Raw genomic sequence first — 20,976 nt, forward strand, 5'->3', positions numbered from 1 at the left:
GACTTCATGTACACAAGCAACGTGCACTGGCTGGATGAGTTATGGGTCAACGCCCTGCAACTGAAACAGTCGCACCTCGACCTGTTGATCGACGCCACCAGTCTCGACTACCCGCTGCTGCAAGAACTGGCGGAGCAGCCCGACGGGCCAAAACTGGCCAAGCTGTTTGAAAACACCCCGGAAGTCGCCATCGCCGATTTCGGCCCGCTGCTGCTGCGCGTCGACACGGCCCAACGCGCCTGGCTGAAAACCTTCATCAGCGCCGTCGACTGCAACAAACACGTCGTCGCCCTGTTCAGCCCTTGGGCGTTCGATGCGCTGGCCGAACACCTGCGCGGCTACACCCAGGCAAAATGGAACCAGGGCCGCTCCGAAGGCGTGCTGCGCTACTACGACCCGCGCATGCTGCTGCCCGTCGCCGAAACCCTGACCCCGGTACAAAGCAACGCCTTCCACGCCGCCGTCATCTCCTGGCACTGGCTCGACCGCGACCAACACCCACAAAGCCTGCCCGGCAACTACGTCCGCCACGCCCCCACACCGGCCAACGGCCCCGTCATGTTCGACCACCCACAAGTCGCCAATCTGCTCGCCTGGACCGAAGCCGACGCCTACCGCGTCGACCGCTGCGCCGTGCCGCAGAACTACGGCTTGAGTCGTAATGAGAGCCTTATTCGTCATTTGTATCGCAGCCAGATCGCGGCGAATCAGAAGGGGTTGAAGGAACCGGAAGAGCGGGAACCGTTTATTGAACAGTGGCTGGTGGAGAACTCGCCGTTTGTGATTGATGAGCCGCCGAAGGCGTTGATTTGATGGAGGGGCTTGCTCGTGGGCTGGGGGGGATGAGTTCTTCCTGGCTGGTTCGTGGGTGGGTGTTAGGGAGTGTGGTGATGTTGAGTGGTTGCAGCAGTGCTCCATCGAAAATGCTAGCGGCACCGGTGACGGGTTACAACCATACGTCCGCATCGATAAACCGATTTACTGTGAATGGCGCTGGTGGTCCGAATATCGGGCCTCACCACGGTGGTGGCAGTGAGGTCTGCTGTGGAGCGCTTCCTCGCCATTGGGCACCGGGCCTGAAGGCAATCGTCGAGTGGCAGAAGGATCCTGAACCCGGTTCTTCCAGTACCTGGAGCGAGCGTCCTTACTCCGACGCATGGAGGAAGCGCATGGCTGAACAAAGACAAAAGTATTCGTATCACAGGGCGGTTGTTGATATTCCCCAATACGGCGAAAGCGTCTGCGCGTTGCAGGTTCATTTTTTACCGTGTGATCAGGTGCGGGTTTCGACAACTTGCTACACGCCTTCAAATCCGAACTATCCCGATAAAGCATATTTTCAGGTTAAGGAGCTGACTTCATGTCTGATTCTTTGACCCTGCACAAGCATCAATCCCGGTTTTCCGGATGTTTAATTAATTGTCCGATGAATATGGAGCGGCCAAATATATGTCTAGGTGTATAAGTAAGGAAAGCAGTCTGCAATTTTTCACGGCGTTGATGCTAAGTTTTTTCTATCGAGGTTATAGCTTGATTGCTCAATGTGTACCCAACATTAGGTTCTCTAACAACCACCGATTGGCCAATGTTTTTTTGTTGTTTTTTGGTGTGTTGAACTTAGGTGCATGTCAAGCACAGTCTGAGATGCTAGGCACCCCGGTCTCGGGCTATAACCATACATCTAGCAACATCAACCGATTTACCGTGAATGGCGCGGGAGGGCCCAATATAGGCCCGTATCAAGGAGGGTTAAGTTCACAAACCTGTTGTACCACGCTACCTCGAAGCTGGAATCCAGGATTAAAAGCCATTATTGAGTGGGAAAGTGATCCGGCCCCGCGTGCAGCTATAAAACGGGATAAATACGGTCAAATCGAGTCTGGCGATTACAGTCGTCATGCCGCTAACTACACTCATCACAAAGCAATCGTTGATATCCCTAAATATGACGATAAATTTTGTGCGCTGCAGGTTCATTTCCTGCCTTGCGATAAAGTTCGTGTTTCTACTACGTGCTATACACCGGAACACCCCGATTATCCAGATAGAGCTTATTTCAATTCGAAGGAGTCCTCCGTATGTCCGAGTTTTTGAATTCAGGAGGTGCTCCTAAACCTGCTAGCGCATTTGCTGCGCCCAACTTTCCATTGGCTCGACGATTGCCAAGAGAACCAGGCCAGTTAACGAAAAATATTAAATTGCAAAAACGCGATGAAGCCGCGTTTGGAAATCAGCAGCGAAAGTTGTTGCAGGCTAAAGGCAATATTCAAAGCGGCCCACCTTGCAGCAAGTCCCTGCATATCACCATTGCATTCGATGGTACCAACAACAATGACCAGGCAGATGGTGCATCGACACCGTCCTCGCGTAGCAATATTGCTCGAATGTTCCATGCCAGTATTGGCGGAATCAGTTCAGCTCAGGAGCAAGGATATTTCCGTTACTACAGCCCCGGAGTAGGCACGGTTTTCCCTGACATACTCGAATACACGCCTAGCGATGGTGGGCTTATGTTTGCGAGTGGGGGTGAGAACCGAATCAACTGGGGACTCACTCGATTACTCGATGCGTTGAAGCAGACACTGGAATCGACTGGTCTCAGCGTACCTGAAATGCGCGGACTGATAGATGCCATGTCTACTGGACTAGTGACTGCGCTCACCGGTGGTCTCTTGGCCAATGGAGAAAAAAAACGCGAAGCAGCAATGCGACCTGAGATTCAGAAACTGGAAGACGCGCTGAAAAAACGCGTCGATGCCGAAGTTAAACCTCATATTCTCGCTATGCGATTGTATGTGTATGGATTTTCGCGTGGTGCCGCGCAAGCCCGGACATTCGCCAATTGGCTGCAAACATTGACGCGTTGCACTGGTAGCGATGGCCAAACTGAATACCGCTTTGCCGGACTGCCTATTTCTATAGAATTTCTGGGCATCTGCGACACGGTTGCGGCAGTGGGTATGGCGGATAGCATGCCCTTTGCCGCCGGCCACATGGGTTGGGCTGATGACACAATGCGCCTACCTGATGAAGCTATAGAAAAGTGCATGAGCACTGCTTTGCCAGATGACTGTCACTTTTTAAAACGTTGCGTTCATTTGGTATCGGCGCATGAGCAGCGTGCCAGCTTTCCCTTGGACTCTATTCGGCGCAGGCCCAAAAACTCAGCGGGCCAACGAGATGATACACAAGCATCCAGTTATCGAAGTGGAACCGAAGAATTTTTGTACCCCGGTGTGCACTCCGATGTAGGTGGCGGTTACTCACCTGGTAATCAGGGTAAGGCACTACCGGGTACAGATTATTTGGTATCGCAGATTCCGCTTCATCATCTATACGCGGAAGCTTTTAAAGCAGGCGCACCTTTGCAAGTCCCCGAGCCGGCACGTCAACCCGACGTTCATGAAATCTGGCGTGTTATGGCCCCTGATACGGAGATCGAATTCAACGTTTCAGACGAGCTGATCAAGCGCTTCAACGCGTGGCAGTCTCAAGTCAAAGTCGGCACCCTCGAAGAAATGATCAAACGAGAGCAGGCACTACTTACAGGCTGGCGCATCGACCGTTATGCCGGTGGCCTGGCGCAGCGTGGTTTCTTTGCGAACGTCGACAAAGACATGCCCGTGGCTCAACAGGATGCATGGAAAGCGATCTATGCACGTCGCTCCGCTGAGTCCGCTGCCGCCGCTCAAGGGCAGCCGCTGCCGACGTATACCGAGGCGCAGGAAAAAGAATATCAACTGAATGTTCAGATTGTCGGAGGCCAGGAAAAGGTCGACAACATTCGTCTGGAAAAAGCCTTCGATCCGCCCCTGGACCAAGTACAACTATTGGGTGCTGCTGCCGAATTCCGCCATGACTACCTCAAAGAGTGGGGCATTTTGGATGACTGGAAAATCGGCAGCACGATCATTGATATGTTGGTTGGCGGCACGGTCTACGCGATCAACGAGGAGGATGAGGCCGAGGAGTACAACTACCTGTACGACAATGGCACGGCGCGTTACAAGGAGATGTTCAGCGCACCAAACAAAGTACGGCAGGGCCAGGAAGACCTGGTTGCACTGTTCGATGATCAGGTTCACGACTCTCGCGCATGGTTTATGAACACATCCGGCATTGGTCCCCGCGAACCCTTTACGGATTACTTCCGCATACGTCTGGTGCATTTCGATAACGAGTCCAACAAGCAACTGTCTTTGGTTGCCACAGCGGGTCGCGTCATCGGTATCGGTATCGCGGTGGCCAGTATTGGCTTGAGCATTAAAAAGCGTGATCCGCGAATGTTGCTGGCACTCCCTCTCATGAACGTGGCTCGTCCTATTCTTACCGGGAAGGTTGGTTTGCCTGAGATCAGCGCGTTCGATCCGCTTACCGGTATTGCAATACCAATGCTCGATAACCTGGACTCTCTACGGACCTTCACGAAGGCGCCGGGTGATTTGGTTGCCAAAGTCGCAGCCTTGCCACCGCTGAAACCACTGACCGAAGCAACCGCAAACACCCCGGCGCTGCAGAAAATCCTGGTAGCCCATCAGGCGCTTGAAGCAGTCGAAGCTGCTCGCAAGAAAGACGTGGGTGCATTGGCCGGTATGCTGGCGAATGCGGCGAACGAAGAGGACAAGCCCGGTGGCTGGCTCGACTTGGTGGCTGATCAGGCCAGCAATCTGAAGTCATCTGAAAAGAAGGTGTAACTGCAAAACGATAAAGGGCGGCTCCGGATGAGCCGCCCTTTTTGCGTGGCGCCCAGTTACCCTGACAAAGTCTGTTTTGAAGTGAAGGAACCAAAGGTTTGTCCGGGTTCCTGAGCCAGAAAAGAACACGGCCCCGATTGTTGGCAACATCAATCGGGGCCGTTTTTGTTTGCTTGGTTACCAGTTCAGCCTTACGCCTTGGCGCGATGCTCTTCCGGGGTCGACGAATCAATGTGGTCCAGCGCTCGCTCCACCAACAAATGCACACCGTCCGCCATTCTGCTGAGGGCCAGGGCGACTGAGCGGCGGGAGCCTTCTACACCGTCGGCTAGGTCGGCGGCGATGGCGCTGATGGACAGCAGGTCTTCGGAGGCATTGGCCAGGAGGGTTTCGGTGTGGAGGTCGGGAGCGACGATGAAGAGCGCACCCTTGCGGAATTTCGATGGTTTATCCGCAGTTGTGCCGAAGTGATGGTCGAGGGCGCGCTCGGCGGCTTCGTGGAGTTTTTTGGAGTCTAAGGATTCGTAGGGGGAGGTGGCTTCGTGTTCGGGCGATTTGGATGTCGGATTGGTCATGGGTGTAAATCCTTGGAGTTAATGAATTGTTTTTCTCCGGTTTCGGACTTGCACATCCGGTCGCTGATTTTGCGGCAACGAGCAAAGGTTATCGATGAAGATTAGGGATGCCTAGTTCATGAGCAACGCCACGTGTTGAAGGAAATATCCGATAGTCCCGAGCGTAGAAAGACCAAAAAACCTCAGCTTTTAAACAGCAGCGTTTCGTCAATGACTTGGTAGTCATCAGCGTCAAAAACGACGGCATCTTCTTCTAACACTGCGCAATAGTGGCGTTCTCGCTCGAAGCCGCTACACTGCGCCGGCCGTTCATTTTCCTTTTGAGGCTGTGCGCATGAAATTTCGTTTTCTTCTGTGGATGCTGGGTTTGTTGATGGGTAAGGCCAGTCGGACTAATCCTGCGTTTCAGCAGCAGTTGGGTGACAAGGAGTTGGTGTTCCAGCTACAGACCCTGGACGGGAAAGTGGCGCGGCATTTCTTTGTGAAGGATCAGCGCATTACCAGTAAGTCGGGCGTGTATGCCGAGCCGGCGTTTGCGATTGCGTTTAAAGATGCGGCGTATGGCTTTGCCACGATGCAGGCGAAGAACAAGCAGTTGGCGTTTATGACGGGGATTCAGGACAAGTCGATTCAGATCAAGGGCAACCCGGCGTTGGTGATCTGGTTTCAGGGGTTGACCAAGTATTTGAAGCCGCGGAAGGCGAAGGCTGCCGCTAAGGTTTGAGGTGGTCAGGTAGACCGAGGTGGATTTTTCGCGGGCAAGCCTCGCTCCTACAGATTTGGGTGATCCGTAGGAGCGAGGCTTGGTCCGGGCGGCGTTCCGACGAAGCTTTTAGGCCTGAGTGAATTGCGAGGCGAGTTCACGCAGCAGCACTTCAGCCTCAAGCACTTTGCTGACGACGTCGTTGGCTTTGTCGCGAGTCAAACCGACGCGTTCCAGCAGGGCGTCGGGGATATCTTCATCCGGGCCGGAGCCGATGCCGCGGCTACGCAGCAGGCGCACGGACAGGCACACGAGGTTCGGGTACTCGGCGTAGGCGCCATCGTAGCTCGGGTCGTGCTGGAAGCGCAGCGCGGTGGCCAACTCATCGGGCATGTCCCAATAGCGCATCAGCCATGAGCCGATCTGTTCGCGGCTGATGCCGAGCAGGTGTTGCTCGACGTAGCTGTGGCACAGGTGCGGGTTGACCTCCAGGTGGCGGCAGATCAGCGAGAAGTGCGGCGGGAACACGTGGGCCAGCAGCAAGTAGCCGAAGTTGTGCAGCAGGCCGGCGAGGTAGGTCAGGCCGGCTTCCGGGCGCTGGGCGCGCGGCATGGCGCGGGTCAGGCCTTCGATGACGGCGGCGGTGTAGATCGATTGCTGCCAGTACGGCGTGGTGTGTTGCGGGTGGTCTTTGGGCAGGCTGAGGGTTTTGCCCAGGGCCAGGCCCAGCGCCAGGTTGATCACCAGGTCGAAACCCAGCACGCGGACGATGGCGTCTTCAACGGAGCGAATCTTGCCCGGCGAGGCGTAGTACGGCGACGCCGCCCAGCTCACGACTTGTGCGGCCAGGGCCGGGTCGGTTTCGACCACGCCGGTGATGTCGTCGATGGTGGCGTTGGGGTCGACGCGCAGTTTGATGATTTTCTGCGCGGTCTCGGCCAGTGGCGGAATCTCGATGGTGGCTTCCAGGCGTTGCTGGATGCGTCGCGCGGTGAACGCCTGGACGGCCTGGGTGATTTCCTCGCGGTCATCGTCGGGGCGGTCAAGGTTCGGGCGGATGCTGCTCACGTTCTCGCCGAAGTTGGCGGCGCTGGCCTTGGTCAGCATGGTCTTGAAGGCTTCGCTGGTGATTTCCAGCAACACGCCCGGCTCGCCCGAGTTGATCAGCAACTTCGGTTCGCGCAGCAGGCTTTCTTCGTACAGGCAGGGCGAGCTGGTCAGCGCCGGCAGGCCGGGCAGCAGGCTCAGGTTGTGTTTGCCGAGCATCTTTTCCAGGCGCTCGGTCGACACGGCGGCGAGGCGGCGGCCGGTCAGTTCAGCGAGGCGGTTGAGGTCGAGCAATTGGCTTTGCGGAAACAGCACCATCAGCGCGCCCACGGCGTCGTCGAGCAGCACCGCTTGCACTTTGCGCGAGGCGTTCAGGCCGTGGTGGTCGAGGACTTCTTCGTAGGCGATGCCCAGTTTGGCGAGCAGCAGCCGAATAACAGACGGAGCGTGCGGGGTTTCGGGGACGAGGGCAGCTTCAGTCATGGTCTGTATCCGTATTCAAACAATTGCAGGAGTATAACCAGCTTGTTTAAGGGCAGGGTCCAGAAACTGCGACGGTGCTCACACTTGGCCGTATTGCTGCCCGTGGCGCAGCCAGCGGTCGAGCAGCGGGCTGACGTGATCCGGCCAACGCTCCAGCAATGCCTGGGCGGCGTCGCGCACGGCGGGCAGCAGGTCGGCGTCGCGCATCAGGTCGGCGACCTTGAATTGAAGCAGGCCGGTCTGGCGTGTGCCGAGCATTTCGCCGGGGCCGCGCAGTTCGAGGTCTTTTTCGGCGATGACAAAACCGTCGTTGGTTTCGCGCATGATGCCCAGGCGCTGACGGCCGATCTGTGACAGCGGCGGATGGTAGAGCAGCACGCAATGGCTGGCGGCGCTGCCTCGACCGACACGGCCGCGCAATTGGTGCAACTGCGCGAGGCCGAGGCGTTCGGGGTTTTCGATGATCATCAGGCTGGCGTTCGGAACGTCCACGCCGACTTCGATCACGGTGGTGGCGACCAGCAGTTGCAGGTTGCCGGCCTTGAATTCGGCCATCACGGCGGCTTTCTCGACAGGCTTCATGCGGCCGTGAATCAACCCGACTTTCAACTCGCCGAGGGCGGCGGTGAGGTCCTCAAAGGTGGTTTCCGCCGCTTGGCAGGTCAGCTCTTCCGACTCTTCGATCAGCGTGCACACCCAATAGGCCTGACGCCCTTCGGCGCAGGCACCGCGCACCCGCTCGATGACTTCGACGCGCCGGGTGTCGGTGACCAACACGGTGTTGACCGGGGTTCGGCCCGGCGGCAGTTCGTCGAGGATCGAGGTGTCGAGGTCGGCGTAGGCGCTCATCGCCAGCGTTCGCGGGATCGGCGTGGCAGTCATGATCAGCTGATGCGGGCACATGCGCCCGCCGACGCCTTTCTGCCGCAGCGCCAGGCGCTGTTGCACGCCGAAACGGTGTTGTTCGTCGATGATCACCAGCGCGAGGTTCTTGAACTGCACTTCGTCCTGGAACAGTGCGTGAGTGCCGACCACCATCGGTGTGCCACTGGCGATCTGCTCCAGCGCGGCCACGCGGTTCTTGCCTTTGAGCTTGCCGGCCAGCCACGCGACTTCAATGCCCAGCGGTTCGAGCCAGCGCTTGAAGGTGATGAAGTGCTGCTCGGCGAGGATCTCGGTCGGCGCCATCAACGCCACTTGATAACCCGCTTCCAGTGCCTGGAGCGCGGCAAGGGCGGCGACCACGGTTTTGCCCGCGCCGACGTCGCCCTGAATCAAGCGCAGCATCGGTTCGTGCTGGCTGAGGTCATAGGCGATTTCGTTGCCGACGCGTTGTTGGGCGCCGGTTGGATTGAAACCGAGATTGGCCAGGTATTGGGCCGGCAATCGGCTGGCTTTTGGCATCGCCGGCGCGCGCAGGGAACGCATGCTTTCGCGCAGACGCTGCTGGGACAGTTGATGGGTCAGCAGTTCTTCAAAGGCCAGACGGTGCTGCGCCCAATGATGGCCGAGGGCGAGTTCGTCGACATCGGCATCGGCCGGCGGGTGATGCAGGTAACGAATCGCGTCGGCCAGCGGCGCCAGTTGATAGTCCCGCGCCAGTTCGTTCGGCAACCAATCCGGCAGGCTGGTCGGGCCGAGCATCGTCAGGGTTTGCATGCAGAGCTGGCGCAAACGCTGCTGGGTCAAACCTTCGGTGAGCGGGTACACCGGCGTCAGGGTTTCATCCACCGGCGGCGGCTCGTCGCCGGTGAGGGCGCGGTATTCCGGGTGGTAGATTTCCAGTCCCGACGCACCGGGCCGCGCTTCGCCGTAGCAGCGAATCCGCGTGCCACGTTTGAGGCCTTCTTTCTGGGCGTTGCTGAAATGGTAGAAGCGCAGGCTGAGCCCGCCGGTGCCGTCCTGCAAGCGCACGACCAGGCTGCGGCGCCGGCCCATGACCACGTCGGCGCCGCTGACGGTGCCTTCGATCACGGCATCTTGCCCCGGTCGCAGGTGGCCGATCGGGACTACGCGAGTGCGGTCCTGATAACGCAGCGGCAGGTGAAACAGCACGTCCTGGAGATTCTCCAGGCCGACCTTGGCCAGTTTCTCGGCCATGGCCTCGCCGACACCCTTGAGTGCCGTGACCGACACTTGCGACAACTCGGTCATGACAGCAACTTAAGCCGCAGCCACCGGCGCGGGCGGCTTGGCCACCGAGCACAGGCGAATGGAGTCAGCGAGGATCTCGATGGCTTTCGGACGCGGGAAGCTCGCACGCCAGGCGATGGCCACGGTGCGGAACGGCACCGGCGCGGTCAGTGGGCGCACTTCGATCACGCCGGGGGCGTAGTGATGGCTGTCCACGGCCGACAGCGGCAGGATCGAAATCCCGAGCCCCGAGGCGACCATGTGGCGAATGGTTTCCAGCGAGCTGGATTCCACCGTGGTGTGCTTGGCGCCGTCGTTGCCTTTGGTCAGCGTCGGGCAGGCTTCCAGCACTTGATCGCGGAAGCAGTGGCCTTCGCCGAGCAGCAGCAGACTCTTGTCGTTGAGCAGGGCGGCGTCGATGGATTCTTTTTGTGTCCACGGGTGCTGGGCCGGCATCAGGACGTAGAACGGCTCGTCGTAGAGCTGCAGGGTCAGGACGTCGGCTTCGTTGAACGGCAGGGCGATGATGATCGCGTCGAGCTCGCCGTTGCGCAGTTTGTCGCGCAGCACGTGGGTGAAGTTTTCTTCGATGTACAACGGCATCTGCGGGGCGACCCGGTGCAGTTGCGGAATCAGGTGCGGAAACAGGTACGGGCCGACGGTGTAGATGGCGCCGACTTTCAGCGGGGCGGTCAGCTGGTTCTTGCCGGCCTGGGCCAGTTCGCGGATGCCTTGGGCCTGTTCCAGGACTTTTTGTGCCTGGGCCACGATGCCTTCGCCGACCGGGGTCAGGCGCACGGCGCTCTTGCTGCGCTCGAAAATCAGCACACCGAGTTCGTCTTCAAGCTTTTTCACGCCCACCGACAGGGTCGGCTGGCTGACGTGGCAACGCTCGGCCGCGTGGCCAAAGTGCTGCTCTTGGGCGAGGGTAACGATGTAGCGTAATTCTGTAAGAGTCATAGCGAGCGTCCATGAAGTTGCGGGCCAAGCATACCGGCTGCAATCGATAGACGCACGTTATCAGAGAGAGTGTGTCGAGTGACACCGGGTAATGCCGGTTTGCCGCTGGCGGATATGCAAAAGGCACCTTTCGGGTGCCTTTTGCATATCTTGTTACTGCCGCAGAATCTGTAGGAGCGAAGCTTGCTCGCGAAAGCGGTATGTCAGTCGAATCATTCGTGAATGACATACCGTTTTCGCGAGCAAGCTTCGCTCCTACAGGGTTCTCTTTAGCGGCGGCGTTCCAGCGAGTAAACAAACGGCGCAACAATTTCGATGGAGCCGTTGTTCAGCATGTCGGCCGGTGGCTTGGGCAGCGGTTGGGCACGCTTGATCATTTCCAGGGTGGCCCGGTCCAGATCGGCATTGCCCGAGCGGCCCACCAGTTCGAACGACAACACGTTACCTTCGCCGTCCACCACGAAGCGCAGACGGTTCAAACCTTCCTTGCCCCGCGCCTGTGCACTGGCCGGGTACTTTTTGTACTTGGCCAAGTGCGCCAGCAGGGTGCCTTGCCAACTGGCCTTGGCCGCTTGCTGCGCAGGTGATGGGCCTGGTGCCGGTTGAGCGGATTTCTCCGTCGGCGCCTGGGTCGGTTGCGCTTCGCTCGGTTTTTCCTCGGACGGTTTTTCCTTCGGCGGCTCCGGCTTTTTCTCCACAGGCTTGGGCGGTTGAGGCTTGGGCTTGGGTTTGACCGGCCTCGGTACGGTGATTTCTGCCTTAGGCACTTCGGCCAGCTTCGGGATCGGCAGCTCTTCCACCGGAGCAGGGGGTTGTGGCGGCGTTATCACCTTCGGCGGTGCCGGAGGAGGCGGTGCCGGAACCGGCGCCAACTCGACCATCATCGCCTGCGGCGGCAGCTCGATAGGTGGGCGCGACGTCCAGTTCAGCGCCAGCGCAATGGCCAGCGCATGGACGCCCAGCACCACGGCCAGGCTACCGCCGTAACGCGTCAGCTTATGGCGCGTCGTGATCATTTCTTCACTGCCGTCTCGAGTCCGACCAGACCGACCTTCAGGTAGCCGGCAGCGCGCAGGTTGTCCATCACGCTCATCAGGTCGCCGTAGTCCACGCCTTTATCGGCCTGGAAGAAGATCGTCGTGTCTTTCTTGCCCTGGGTCTTGGCGTCGAGCGTGGCGCCGAGTGCTTCGGCTTTCACTTCGTCTTCGCCGAGGAACAGGCGCTGGTCAGCTTTGACGCTGAGGAACACCGGTTTCTCTGGCCGCGGCGCCGGTTTGGCGCTGGAGGCAGGCAGGTCGACCTTGATGTCCACGGTGGCCAACGGAGCGGCCACCATGAAGATGATCAACAGCACCAGCATCACGTCGATGAACGGCGTGACGTTGATTTCGTGGTTCTCGGCCAGATCGTCGTCTGCGCCTTCTTTCAAATGCAGGCCCATGGCCGATTACCCCACTTTCACCATGTGCGGTTGCGAGCTGCGCTCAGGCTGGTGGTCGAGGTCGCGGCTGACCAGCAACAGGACTTCTGCCGAGGCGTCGGACACTTGCGCCTTGTAGCCGGCGATGGAGCGGGCGAACACGTTGTAGATCACAACGGCTGGAATCGCGGCAACCAGGCCCAGCGCGGTGGCCAGCAAGGCTTCGGCGATGCCGGGAGCCACGACGGCGAGGTTGGTGGTCTGGGTTTTGGCGATGCCGATGAAGCTGTTCATGATGCCCCACACGGTGCCGAACAGGCCCACGAACGGCGCGGTAGAACCGATGGTAGCGAGGACGCCGGTGCCGCTGCTCATGTTGCGACCGCAGGCTGCGACCAGGCGCTCAAGACGGAAGGCGACGCGTTCCTTGATGCCTTCTTTCTCGCGGCTGTTGGTCGACAGGTGCATCTCTTCCAGCGCATCGTGCACCAACAGGTTGGCGAGGGTACCGGGCTTGGCTGCCGTTACACTGGCTTCCTTGAGGGTTGCCGCCTTCTTCAGGTGGACGATTTCAGTGCGCAGACGACGCTTGGCACCCATCAGCTCGAAGCCCTTGGCGATCCAGATGGTCCAGGTGATGATCGACGCGATGGCGAGGCCGATCATCACGATTTTCACGATGATGTCGGCGTTCTGGTACATGCCCCACGGCGACAGGTCATGGGCCATGCCCAGGCTGTTGTCGGCTTCGAGGACTTGCGGCGCGTCTTCACCGGCGGCGTCTACGGCCTGGGCCGGATCGGTGGCAACCGGTGCGGCGTGTTCGGCAGAGTGGTCGGCGGGAGCGGGCGCAGTGGCGGCGGCTGGGGTGGCCGGGGCTTGTGCGTCAGCGAAGGCGGCGGTTGGCGCCAGCATCAGGCTGAGCAACAGGGCGGCCACCGCGCTCCAGGCGCGAGGTCGATTGGTTGGCGAAGCGGGGAATTGATTGCGTGTCATGCTGGCCGGACCTGAGAGGAAAAGACGGTAAATGTTCTTCCAGGCCTCGAAGGCCGAGAACAAAAGTGGCAGGCATTATTGCAAGTAATTCTTGTTAACAGAAGTAATAGAGTATCTTTTTTTCCTTCATTGCTAGCCGCTCGTCCATTGCCGGCGCTAGTCTGTGGCTTTCCGATAGGAGTTTTTTGATGTCCGCGCCCTCTGTTTTGATCGCCGGCTGCGGTGATGTCGGCAGTCGTCTGGCTACACAATTGCTCGCTTGCGGGTGGGAGGTCCATGGCCTGCGCCGTGACGTCTCGCGCCTGCCCGAGGGGGTGATTGGCGTTGCCGGCGACTTGTTCAACAAGGATTGCCCGCAAACCTGGCCGGTCGGTGCGGTGGACTACCTGGTGTATTGCGCGGCAGCCACCGATCACGATGAAGCCGGTTACCGCGCCGCTTATGTCGAGGGCTTGCAGCATGTGATCGAGTGGCTGGACGACTACGGGCAGGTGCCCAATCGCCTGCTGTTCGTTTCCAGTAGCAGCGTTTACGGCCAGCAGGACGGCGAGTGGGTCGACGAAACGTCGCCGACCATCGCTGCCGGCTATTCAGGTCGACTGATGCTGGAGGCGGAACAAGTGGCACTCAACAGTGGCATTCCGGCAAGCATCGTGCGTTTGACCGGCATCTACGGCCCGGGCCGCGAATGGCTGCTGACGCAGGTTCGTCGCGGATATCGCGTGGCGATTGATCCGCCGTTGTATGGCAATCGGATTCACGTGGATGACGCGGCTGGCTTGATGGCGTTTCTGCTTGAGGCGGATCGGCGCGGTGTGGCGTTGGATGACGTTTATATCGGCGTCGACGACGCGCCTGCACCGCTGGCCGAAGTGGTGGACTGGTTGCGCGAATATTTGGGCGTGACTGAATGGGCTGACGATGCGAGTGTGCGGCGCACGGGCAGCAAGCAGTGCAGCAATGCGCGGGTGAAGGCCTTGGGTTGGGTGCCGAAGTACCCGAGCTATCGTGAAGGGTACGCCGCTATCCTCGAAGGCCGCTGCTGATTTCCAGGTCCCATCAATACTGTAGGAGCGAGGCTTGCCCGCGAAGACGGTGTAACAATCAACGTTGATGTTGGATGTTACGACGTCTTCGCGGGCAAGCCTCGCTCCTACATTGGGCTTTGCGTTGGCTTTAGAGCCGGGTTACTGCTTTTCCAGCAACCACTTGCGATCACCCGGCGTGAACTGCGGCATTTCGTCTGCCTGCGCGGTGTTCACAGCCTGGAGGATCTCCAGTTCCTTGCCCTTGCGCGCAAAGATCCAGGTGTTGCCCTGGCCCTTGAGCTGCAGCCACATGTTGTCGTTGCCGCCGCTCATCGACGCGCAATCGCCCGCCAGACACAGCGCGTAGCGATCCGCACCCGGCAAACCGGTTACCTGGCCGTCGGCCTGGAACTGCACGGAGCTGCCTTCACCGGGACCGCTGACGACTTTCCAGTTGCCGCCCATGTAGGCGGAATACAGCGCGCGTTCGAAGCTGGCACCCATCGGTGCGCCATCCGGCACCGGGATCAGCGCGCGGTCGAAGACCTGTGCGGGTTCGTTGTCGCTGGCGACTTGGGCCAATTGCTTGCCGTCACGCTTCAGCTCGCTGGCGGAACTGCCGTAGAAGTCGACTTTCCAGGCGCCGGACGCTTCGCCCAGCAGCTTGCCTTCGACGTTCTCAAAACCGTTGGTGTAGCGGGCCTGACCGGCCTTGGTGTTGACGTCCCATTCCAGGTTCGGACCATAAGCCTGGAGCGCTTCGCGCAGGGGGCCGCCTTTGGACGCAGCATCGATCGCCACCTGATTGATCCAGGTGCCGCTGATGTCGCGGTCGGCAGGGTTGCTGGCACATCCGCCCAAGAACAGGGCGACCAGCGAGACAGCAAGCGCAGTGCGCATGGTGGAATCCTTTCAAAACGCTTTTTATACATACGGCATTGGCGCAGCCTTTCGGGCTGCGCCGAATGCATTACTCGATGACCAGAATGGCATCCATTTCAACCTGCGAACCCTTTGGCAGGGCGGCTACGCCGATGGCGGCGCGGGCTGGGTATGGCTGGTCAAAGTACTTGCCCATGATCTCGTTGACCTTGGCGAAGTGGCTCAGGTCGGTAAGGAAGATGTTCAGTTTGACAATGTCCTTGAACGAACCGCCAGCGGCTTCGGCCACGGCTTTCAGGTTCTCGAACACCTGGACGGTCTGGGCTTCGAAGCCTTCAACCAGTTCCATGGTTTTTGGGTCCAGAGGAATCTGACCCGACATGTAAACGGTGTTGCCAGCCTTGATCGCCTGGGAGTAAGTGCCGATGGCGGCCGGGGCCTTATCGCTGGTGATAACAGTCTTGGTCATGAATGACTCCTTGTAATAGGTTGGCTTAGGCGCGCATGCGGGTGATGCGGATCACCCCGGTCAGTGCGCGCAGTTTCTTGATCACGCGGGCCAGATGCACACGGTCGTGCACGCTGACCACCAGTTGGACCACGCTGATGCGACCATCGCGTTCGTCCATGCTGATTTTTTCGATATTGCCGTCGGCCGCGTTGACGCTGCTGGCCAACAGTGCGATCAAGCCGCGCTGGTGTTCCAGCTCGACGCGCAGCTCGACGTTGAATTCGCCGGTGACATCCTTGGCCCACGAGAGCTGGATGCATTTTTCCGGATTGTGGCGGATTTCGCTGATGTTGCGGCAGTTGTCCAGGTGCACAACCATGCCTTTGCCCGCCGACAGGTGACCGACAATCGGGTCGCCCGGGATCGGCGTGCAGCACTTGGCGTAACTGAGCACCAAACCTTCGGTGCCGCGAATCGCCAGCGGGCCTTCCGCGCTTGGCAGTTGTTCGCCTTCGCCGAGCAGGCGACGGGCGACGACGTAAGCCATGCGATTGCCCAGGCCGATGTCTTCGAGCAGGTCTTCGATCAGTTCGAGGCGGTACTCGGTGAGCATGGCCTTGACGCGCTCGGCCGGGACTTTGTCCAGGGCGCTGTCGAAACCGTTGAGGACCTTGTTCAGCAGGCGTTCGCCGAGGCTGATGGATTCGGAGCGGCGTTGCAGTTTCAGCGCGTGGCGGATATGGGTCCGCGCCTTGCCGGTGACCACGAAGTTGAGCCACGCCGGGTTCGGCCGCGCGCCGGGGGCGCTGACGATCTCGACCGTGGAGCCGCTTTGCAGCGGTTCGGACAGCGGCGCGAGACGACGATTGATCCGACAGGCAATGCAGCTGTTACCCACGTCGGTGTGCACCGCGTAAGCGAAGTCGACCGCCGTGGAGCCTTTGGGCAGCTCCATGATCCGGCCTTTGGGCGTGAACACGTAGACCTCGTCCGGGAACAGGTCGATCTTCACGCTTTCGATGAATTCCAGCGAGTTGCCGGCGCGTTGCTGCATTTCCAGCACGCCTTTGACCCACTGGCGGGCGCGGGCGTGAGTGCCTTTGGGCTGCTCGTCGCCGCTGGATTTGTACAGCCAGTGGGCGGCGATGCCGTTGTTGGCCATCTCTTCCATTTCACGGGTACGGATCTGGATCTCGATCGGAACACCGTGCATGCCGAACAACGTGGTGTGCAACGACTGGTAGCCGTTGGCCTTGGGGATCGCGATGTAATCCTTGAAGCGCCCCGGCAGCGGTTTGTACAAATTGTGTACAGCACCCAGTACGCGGTAGCAGGTATCGACCTTGTCGACGATGATCCGGAACGCGTAGACGTCCATGATCTCGTTGAAGGCCCGACGCTTGCCGCGCATTTTCTTGTAGATGCCGTAGAGGTGTTTCTGGCGACCGCTGACTTCGCCCTGAATCCCATCGATGGCCAGGCAGTGACCGAGGGATTCTTCGATCTTGTTGACGATTTCCTTGCGGTTGCCCCGGGCGCGTTTGACCGCCTGGTTGATCCGCGCGGAACGCATCGGGTGCATGGCCTTGAAGCCGAGGTCTTCGAATTCTATGCGGATGGCGTGCATTCCCAGCCGGTTGGCGATGGGCGCATAGATTTCCAGGGTTTCCTTGGCGATCCGCCGGCGTTTCTCTCCGGACAGGACTTCCAGCGTGCGCATGTTGTGCAGGCGGTCGGCGAGTTTGACCAGGATCACGCGAATGTCGCGCGCCATGGCCATGGCCATTTTCTGGAAGTTTTCGGCCTGGGCTTCGGCCTTGGTCTCGAAGTTCATCTGGGTCAGCTTGCTGACGCCATCGACCAGTTCGGCCACGGTTTCGCCGAACTGCGCTTGCAGCGCTTCCTTGGCAATACCGGTGTCTTCGATCACGTCATGCAGCATCGCAGCCATCAAACTCTGATGGTCCATGTGCATGTCGGCAAGAATATTCGCCACCGCAAGAGGATGCGTGACGTACGCCTCGCCACTGCGGCGGCGTTGGCCGTCGTGGGCTTGTTCGGCGTAGAAGTACGCTCGGCGGACCAGGTTGACCTGGTCCTTGCCGAGGTAGGTCGATAAGCGATCGGCGAGGGCGTCTATGCTCGGCATGATGACTCCTGCCGTTCGCTGTGACCCCGCGCCGTGCTACGTCGACCAGGCATAGGCTTAGACGGCCTCGTTGGACTCGTCCTCGAACGCTGCGAACAGCGGTTCATCCTGGACGATTTCTTGCTCGGCGATGAACTCGTAGCTCATCAGGCCTTCAGCGATTTCACGCAGCGCTACAACGGTAGGCTTGTCGTTTTCCCACTGAACCAGCGGCTCTTTGCCACCGGTGGCCAGTTGACGGGCACGCTTGGTAGAGAGCATGACCAGCTCAAAGCGGTTTTCCACGTGTTCTAGGCAGTCTTCAACGGTTACGCGGGCCATGGTATTCCTCGGAGCGAATGCAATATGCGCGCTGCCCGGTTGGGCGAGCGGACTCAACAGTTTAAAAAATCACCAGCGATTAGGGAAGCGCTGATTTTTTGACCAAGCCCTTCAACGCGCTGCAAGTGCCAATGTAAAGCCCTTGCAGCGGTTTTGGGAAGAGCTGTTTAGCCGAGCAATTCAGCCAAAAGTTTGCCGTTGAGCAGCTGCTGACGCTTCTGATGCAGCTGATTGGCACGGAAAATCGCCTGCAAATCGCGCAGGGCATGGGCGAAATCGTCGTTGATGATCAGGTAGTCGTAGTCAACGTAGTGGCTCATCTCGCTGACGGCTTCACGCATGCGGCCGTCAATGATCTCGTCGCTGTCCTGGCCGCGATTGGTCAGGCGCTGGTGCAAGGCCTGCAGGGACGGCGGCAGAATGAAGATCGAACGGGCCTGGGGCATCAACTTGCGCACTTGCTCGGCGCCTTGCCAGTCGATTTCCAGAATCAGGTCGTGGCCTTCGTCCAGGGTCTGCTGCAGGTGGCTTTGCGAAGTGCCGTAGAGGTTGCCGAATACTTCGGCGCGCTCGAGGAAATCGCCGTGCTCGATCATCTTCACGAACTCGCCGCGTTCGACGAAGTGATAGTTCACGCCGTCCACTTCACCGGGGCGCATGGCGCGAGTGGTGTGGGAGACCGAGACGCGGATCTCCGCATCAGCGTCGGTCAGGGCCTTGACCAGGCTGCTCTTGCCCGCGCCCGAAGGGGCGGAAATGATGTACAGGGTGCCGGTGCTGTGGGTCATGTCGGGTTTGCCTTACTCAATATTCTGCACTTGTTCGCGCATCTGCTCGATCAACACCTTGAGGTTGACCGCCGCCTGAGTGCTGCGCGGGTCGAAGGCTTTGGAGCCCAGTGTGTTGGCTTCGCGGTTGAGCTCCTGCATCAGGAAGTCGAGGCGCCGGCCGGCAGCGCCGCCGGACTTGAGTACCCGGCGAACTTCGATGATATGAGTGCTCAGGCGATCCAGTTCTTCGGCGACGTCGCTCTTCTGAGCGAGCATGACCATTTCCTGCTCCAGACGCTGCGGGTCCATTTCCGCCTTCATGTCGGCGAAGCGGTCGAGGACTTTCTGGCGCTGGGTGGCGAGCATCTGCGGGACCAGTTCACGCAGGGTCACCACGTCTTCTTCAATGGACGTCAGGCGATCGTTGATCAGCCGTGCCAGCTCCGCGCCTTCGCGCTCGCGGCCAGCCTTGAGTTCCTTCAGGCCTTCGTTGAACAGCGCCAGCGCTTCGGCATTCAGGGCTTGCGGGTCGGTGGCATCGCCCACCAGCACGCCGGGCCAGGCCAGGACTTCCAGCGGGTTCAGCGCGGCCGGGTTCTTGATCAGGCCGGCGATGGTCTCGGCGGCCGCAACCAATTGCGCGGCGCGCTCGCGATCCACTTGCAGGGGTTTATCGGTGTTCTCTTCGGTGAAGCGCAGGGTGCATTCGAGTTTGCCTCGGGAGATGCCTTGGCGCAGCGCTTCGCGGACCGCGCCTTCGAGATCGCGAAACGACTCCGGCAGACGCAAGTGCGGTTCCAGGTAGCGGCTGTTGACCGAGCGCAGTTCCCAGCTCAGGGTGCCTTGGACGCCGGCTTTCTCGACGCGGGCGAAGGCGGTCATGCTGTGCACCATGGAGGTACCTCGCAATGCAGGTCGATGCGTTACCAAAGGTTTCGCGGACCCGCTATCTGTGAATTAAAGCCGACAGGCAGCAAAGGCGCAGGATTGTAGCGCAGTGGGGCGGATGCGCCCAAACACACGGTGTGACAAAGGGCTGCAGGCCGTCGGTAAAGCGCTGTTCCAAGCTCAGGCCAGAGCCTTCAATCGTCGGGCGGATTTTTTAGAAGTGCCCAGTATTGGCGCGCGGCTCTATAATGCTCGGCAGTTTTCCGTCCCCCGTACAGGTATTCCCTATGAAACGTCCAAGTGGTCGCGCTGCCGATCAGCTCCGCTCGATCCGCATTACCCGCAACTACACCAAACACGCCGAGGGATCCGTACTGGTCGAGTTCGGTGATACCAAAGTCATCTGCACCGTCAGCGTCGAAAACGGCGTGCCGCGTTTCCTCAAAGGTCAGGGCCAAGGCTGGTTGACCGCCGAATACGGCATGCTGCCGCGCGCCACCGGCGAGCGTAACCAGCGTGAAGCGAGCCGCGGCAAGCAAGGCGGCCGCACCCTGGAAATCCAGCGTCTGATCGGTCGTTCGCTGCGCGCCTCGCTGGACATGTCCAAGCTGGGCGACGTCACCCTGTACGTCGACTGCGACGTGATCCAGGCTGACGGCGGCACCCGCACCGCGTCCATCACCGGCGCGATGGTTGCGCTGGTCGATGCCTTGAAAGTGATCAAGAAGCGCGGCGGCCTGAAAGGCGGCGACCCACTCAAGCAAATGATCGCCGCTGTTTCGGTGGGTATGTACCAGGGCGAGCCTGTGCTCGACCTCGACTACCTGGAAGACTCGGCTGCCGAGACCGACCTGAACGTGGTGATGACCAGCACTGGCGGCTTCATCGAAGTTCAGGGCACTGCCGAAGGCGCGCCGTTCCAGCCTGAAGAGTTGACCGCTATGCTTGAACTGGCGAAGAAAGGCATGACCGAAATCTTCGAACTGCAAAAGGCTGCACTGGCTGACTGACCGGAACCATTCCAGACAAGGAGGACAACATGAGTGACGAGCAAGAGCTGCTTCCCGTCCCGAGCAAAGAAGTTCGGCAATGGGCGATGTTTTGTCACCTGTCCGCCTTGCTGGGGATCTGGATTCCGTTCGGCACGCTGATCGGCCCGCTGATTCTCTGGCAGATGAAGCGCGAGATGGACCCGTTTGTCGATGCGCAGGGCAAGGAGGCGCTGAACTTTCAGATCACCGTCGCCATCGCTTCGGCCATCTGCTTCCTGCTGATGGTGTTGATCATCGGGTTCTTCCTGTTCGGGTTGCTGGCGATCGGTGCGTTGGTGTTGACGATCATTGCTGGCGTGAAGGCCAATGAGGGGGTGCCGTATCGGTATCCGTTCACTTGGCGGTTGATCAAATAGGCGACACCGCCCTGTAGGAGCGAGGCTTGCCCGCGAAGAGGCCGTCACATCCGGCATAAATGTCGGCT

The 20,976-nt window shown here is 59.5% G+C and carries 21 protein-coding genes; 8 read left to right on the top strand and 13 right to left on the bottom strand.

Annotated features, from left to right (window positions below; all coding sequences use genetic code 11):
* Positions 1–6 precede the first annotated feature (6 nt).
* From KGA97_RS01910 to KGA97_RS01925, 4 genes are all read left to right on the top strand, one after another.
* Positions 7–813 carry a DUF4123 domain-containing protein gene (locus KGA97_RS01910; RefSeq protein ID WP_223480126.1) on the top strand — a complete coding sequence of 269 codons (807 nt, stop codon included), beginning with the start codon at positions 7–9 and terminating at the stop codon, positions 811–813.
* 110 nt (positions 814–923) lie between these two features.
* Positions 924–1,376 carry a DUF3304 domain-containing protein gene (locus tag KGA97_RS01915; RefSeq protein WP_317848234.1) on the top strand — a complete coding sequence of 151 codons (453 nt, stop codon included), beginning with the start codon at positions 924–926 and terminating at the stop codon, positions 1,374–1,376.
* A 124-nt stretch (positions 1,377–1,500) separates the two neighbouring features.
* On the top strand, positions 1,501–2,094 hold the full coding sequence (locus tag KGA97_RS01920) for a DUF3304 domain-containing protein (RefSeq protein ID WP_411738415.1): 594 nt from the start codon (positions 1,501–1,503) through the stop codon (positions 2,092–2,094).
* A complete protein-coding gene (locus KGA97_RS01925; RefSeq protein WP_223480128.1) occupies positions 2,079–4,694 on the top strand; it encodes a T6SS phospholipase effector Tle1-like catalytic domain-containing protein in 2,616 nt (871 codons plus the stop codon). The genes KGA97_RS01920 and KGA97_RS01925 overlap by 16 nt, the downstream gene beginning before the upstream one ends.
* A 191-nt stretch (positions 4,695–4,885) precedes the next feature.
* Here the strand turns inward: KGA97_RS01925 and KGA97_RS01930 are convergent, their stop codons facing one another.
* Positions 4,886–5,269: a DUF6124 family protein gene (locus KGA97_RS01930; RefSeq protein WP_223480129.1), complete on the bottom strand. Its 384-nt coding sequence runs from the start codon at positions 5,267–5,269 to the stop codon at positions 4,886–4,888.
* A gap of 334 nt (positions 5,270–5,603) precedes the next feature.
* Here KGA97_RS01930 and KGA97_RS01935 point away from each other — a divergent pair, with 334 nt between their 5' ends.
* On the top strand, positions 5,604–5,993 hold the full coding sequence (locus tag KGA97_RS01935; RefSeq protein WP_008038063.1) for a hypothetical protein: 390 nt from the start codon (positions 5,604–5,606) through the stop codon (positions 5,991–5,993).
* Between the two features lie 108 nt (positions 5,994–6,101).
* Here KGA97_RS01935 and KGA97_RS01940 read toward each other — a convergent pair whose 3' ends face one another.
* From KGA97_RS01940 to exbB, 6 genes are all read right to left on the bottom strand, one after another.
* Positions 6,102–7,502, bottom strand: coding sequence for an aminoacyl-tRNA deacylase and HDOD domain-containing protein (locus tag KGA97_RS01940; protein ID WP_008030618.1), 1,401 nt, complete (start codon positions 7,500–7,502; stop codon positions 6,102–6,104).
* A gap of 78 nt (positions 7,503–7,580) precedes the next feature.
* Positions 7,581–9,656: an ATP-dependent DNA helicase RecG gene (gene recG / locus KGA97_RS01945; RefSeq protein WP_008030616.1), complete on the bottom strand. Its 2,076-nt coding sequence runs from the start codon at positions 9,654–9,656 to the stop codon at positions 7,581–7,583.
* A 9-nt stretch (positions 9,657–9,665) separates the two neighbouring features.
* Entirely contained in the window at positions 9,666–10,595 is a 930-nt protein-coding gene (locus KGA97_RS01950; RefSeq protein ID WP_008030615.1) for a hydrogen peroxide-inducible genes activator, read from the bottom strand.
* Positions 10,596–10,864: 269 nt separating this feature from the next.
* Positions 10,865–11,611 carry an energy transducer TonB gene (locus tag KGA97_RS01955; protein WP_223480130.1) on the bottom strand — a complete coding sequence of 249 codons (747 nt, stop codon included), beginning with the start codon at positions 11,609–11,611 and terminating at the stop codon, positions 10,865–10,867.
* Positions 11,608–12,036, bottom strand: coding sequence for a TonB system transport protein ExbD (exbD, locus tag KGA97_RS01960; protein ID WP_008030611.1), 429 nt, complete (start codon positions 12,034–12,036; stop codon positions 11,608–11,610). Before exbD ends, KGA97_RS01955 begins: the two co-directional genes overlap by 4 nt.
* Positions 12,037–12,042: 6 nt before the next feature.
* Positions 12,043–13,011: a tonB-system energizer ExbB gene (gene exbB, locus KGA97_RS01965; protein WP_192420536.1), complete on the bottom strand. Its 969-nt coding sequence runs from the start codon at positions 13,009–13,011 to the stop codon at positions 12,043–12,045.
* A gap of 188 nt (positions 13,012–13,199) precedes the next feature.
* Here exbB and KGA97_RS01970 point away from each other — a divergent pair, with 188 nt between their 5' ends.
* Positions 13,200–14,057, top strand: a complete 858-nt coding sequence (locus KGA97_RS01970) for an SDR family oxidoreductase (protein WP_223480131.1) — start codon at positions 13,200–13,202, stop codon at positions 14,055–14,057.
* Positions 14,058–14,198: 141 nt separating this feature from the next.
* Here the strand turns inward: KGA97_RS01970 and KGA97_RS01975 are convergent, their stop codons facing one another.
* The 6 genes from KGA97_RS01975 to KGA97_RS02000 all read right to left on the bottom strand — a co-directional run bounded on the left by KGA97_RS01975 (position 14,199) and on the right by KGA97_RS02000 (position 19,506).
* On the bottom strand, positions 14,199–14,939 hold the full coding sequence (locus KGA97_RS01975; RefSeq protein ID WP_192420540.1) for a hypothetical protein: 741 nt from the start codon (positions 14,937–14,939) through the stop codon (positions 14,199–14,201).
* 70 nt (positions 14,940–15,009) lie between these two features.
* Positions 15,010–15,390, bottom strand: coding sequence for a RidA family protein (locus KGA97_RS01980; RefSeq protein ID WP_003229509.1), 381 nt, complete (start codon positions 15,388–15,390; stop codon positions 15,010–15,012).
* Between the two features lie 25 nt (positions 15,391–15,415).
* Complete coding sequence (gene spoT / locus KGA97_RS01985; RefSeq protein WP_008038056.1) at positions 15,416–17,521, bottom strand: bifunctional GTP diphosphokinase/guanosine-3',5'-bis pyrophosphate 3'-pyrophosphohydrolase; 2,106 nt, start codon at positions 17,519–17,521, stop codon at positions 15,416–15,418.
* A 57-nt stretch (positions 17,522–17,578) separates the two neighbouring features.
* Positions 17,579–17,842: a DNA-directed RNA polymerase subunit omega gene (gene rpoZ, locus KGA97_RS01990; protein ID WP_008030604.1), complete on the bottom strand. Its 264-nt coding sequence runs from the start codon at positions 17,840–17,842 to the stop codon at positions 17,579–17,581.
* A 167-nt stretch (positions 17,843–18,009) separates the two neighbouring features.
* Positions 18,010–18,630, bottom strand: a complete 621-nt coding sequence (gene gmk, locus KGA97_RS01995; RefSeq protein ID WP_223480132.1) for a guanylate kinase — start codon at positions 18,628–18,630, stop codon at positions 18,010–18,012.
* A 12-nt stretch (positions 18,631–18,642) separates the two neighbouring features.
* Complete coding sequence (locus tag KGA97_RS02000; protein ID WP_008030602.1) at positions 18,643–19,506, bottom strand: YicC/YloC family endoribonuclease; 864 nt, start codon at positions 19,504–19,506, stop codon at positions 18,643–18,645.
* A 281-nt stretch (positions 19,507–19,787) separates the two neighbouring features.
* On the opposite strand from KGA97_RS02000, the gene rph reads away from it, so the two are divergent.
* Positions 19,788–20,510, top strand: coding sequence for a ribonuclease PH (gene rph / locus KGA97_RS02005; RefSeq protein ID WP_008030600.1), 723 nt, complete (start codon positions 19,788–19,790; stop codon positions 20,508–20,510).
* A gap of 29 nt (positions 20,511–20,539) precedes the next feature.
* Positions 20,540–20,908, top strand: coding sequence for a DUF4870 domain-containing protein (locus KGA97_RS02010; protein ID WP_008038052.1), 369 nt, complete (start codon positions 20,540–20,542; stop codon positions 20,906–20,908).
* The last annotated feature ends 68 nt before the right edge of the window (positions 20,909–20,976 follow it).

The organism is Pseudomonas sp. BF-B-15 (genome assembly GCF_019946675.1).
Classification (GTDB): Bacteria; Pseudomonadota; Gammaproteobacteria; order Pseudomonadales; family Pseudomonadaceae; genus Aquipseudomonas; species Aquipseudomonas migulae.